We start from the raw sequence: 1,890 nt of genomic DNA, 5'->3' as shown, positions 1-1,890 counted from the left end.
CGACGAGCTGCGGCCGCTGCGGCAGCGGCTGGTCACGGCCGTGGTGCTCGCCGTCCCGGTCGTCGCGATGGCGATGGTGCCGGCCCTGCAGTTCGCGTACTGGCAGTGGCTCTCGCTGACCCTGGCGGCGCCGGTCGTCACCTATGCCGCCTGGCCCTTCCACCGGGCGGCGTTCACCAACGCGCGGCACGGCGCGGCCACCATGGACACCCTGATCTCCATCGGCACCCTGGCGGCGTTCCTGTGGTCGCTGTGGGCGTTGTTCCTCGGCACCGCCGGCACCCCCGGCATGACCCACCCCTTCGAGCTGACCGTCGCCCGCACGCACGGCGCCGGGAACATCTACCTCGAGGCCGCCGCCGGCGTGACCGCCTTCATCCTGGCCGGCCGCTACTTCGAGGCCCGTTCCAAGCGCAGGGCCGGCGCCGCCCTGCGGGCACTGCTTCAGCTGGGCGCCAAGGACGTCACCGTGCTGCGTCCCGACGGCAGCGAACGGACGGTCCCGGCCGGTGAGCTGACCGTCGGCGACCGCTTCCTCGTGCGCCCCGGCGAGAAGATCGCCACCGACGGGACCGTGGTCGAGGGGTCCTCCGCGGTGGACGCCTCGATGCTCACCGGCGAGTCCGTGCCCGTGGAGGTCGGCGCCGGGGACCCGGTGACCGGCGCCACGGTCAACGTCGGCGGCCGTCTCGTCGTCGAGGCCACCCGGGTGGGCGCCGACACCCAGCTCGCGCGGATGGCCAAGCTGGTCGAGGACGCGCAGAACGGCAAGGCCGCCGCCCAGCGGCTCGCCGACCGCATCTCCGCCGTGTTCGTCCCCGTCGTGATCGCCCTGGCGCTGGGCACCCTGGGCTTCTGGCTCGGCAACGGCGCCGGGCTGACGGCCGCCTTCACCGCCGCCGTCGCCGTCCTGATCATCGCCTGCCCGTGCGCCCTGGGCCTGGCCACACCGACCGCACTGCTGGTCGGCACCGGCCGCGGCGCCCAGCTCGGCATCCTCATCAAGGGCCCGGAGGTGCTGGAGTCCACCCGGCGTGTGGACACCGTCGTGCTGGACAAGACCGGCACCGTCACCACCGGCCGGATGACCCTGCTCGCCGTGCACACCGCCGAGGGCACCGACGAGGACGAGGTGCTGCGGCTGGCGGGCGCCCTGGAGCACGCCTCCGAACACCCGGTGGCCCGTGCCGTCGCCGACGGGGCGCTGCGGAAGCTGGGGTCCCTGCCCGCGCCCGAGGACTTCGCGAACGTGCCCGGTCTCGGCGTGCGGGGGGTCGTGGACGGTCACGCGGTCCTCGTCGGGCGGCAGCGGCTGCTCGCCATGGAGGTCTCCCCGCTCGGGCGGAGCCGGGAGCAGCGGGGGAGGGCCGTGGAACTGCCGGACGCCCTGGCGCGGGCCGCGACGGCGGCCGAGGAGGCCGGGCGCACCGTCGTCGCGGTCGCCTGGGACGGCGAGGCGCGGGCGGTCCTGGAGGTCGCCGACGCGGTGAAGGGGACCAGCGCTCAGGCCGTCGAGCGGCTGCGCGCCCTCGGTCTGCGGCCGATCCTGCTGACCGGCGACAACGCGGCGGTGGCCCGGTCCGTCGCCCGCGAGGTCGGCATCGACCCGCAGGACGTCGTCGCCGAGGTGCTCCCCCAGGACAAGGTCGAGGTCGTCAAGCGACTGCAGGCCGAGGGCCGTTCGGTCGCGATGGTCGGCGACGGCGTCAACGACGCGGCGGCCTTGGCCCAGGCCGACCTGGGACTGGCCATGGGCACCGGCACGGACGCCGCGATCGAGGCCGGCGACCTGACCCTCGTACGGGGCGACCTGCGTGCCGCGGCGGACGCCATCCGGCTCGCCCGCCGCACCCTCGGCACGATCCGCTCCAACCTCTTCTGGGCCTTCGC

Annotated in this window: 1 protein-coding gene; it reads left to right on the top strand. The window is 75.2% G+C overall.

The genetic code is table 11. The annotated features are described in order from the left end of the window. The coding region (locus AB0L29_RS35465) for a copper-translocating P-type ATPase (protein WP_365833470.1) at positions 1–1,890 on the top strand (1,890 nt) is incomplete at both ends.

It is taken from the genome of Streptomyces sp. NPDC052701, assembly GCF_040678355.1.
Classification (GTDB): domain Bacteria; phylum Actinomycetota; class Actinomycetes; order Streptomycetales; family Streptomycetaceae; genus Streptomyces.
Note: the sequence above shows the minus strand (reverse complement) of the source record. Positions and strands in the feature narration are given on the sequence as shown.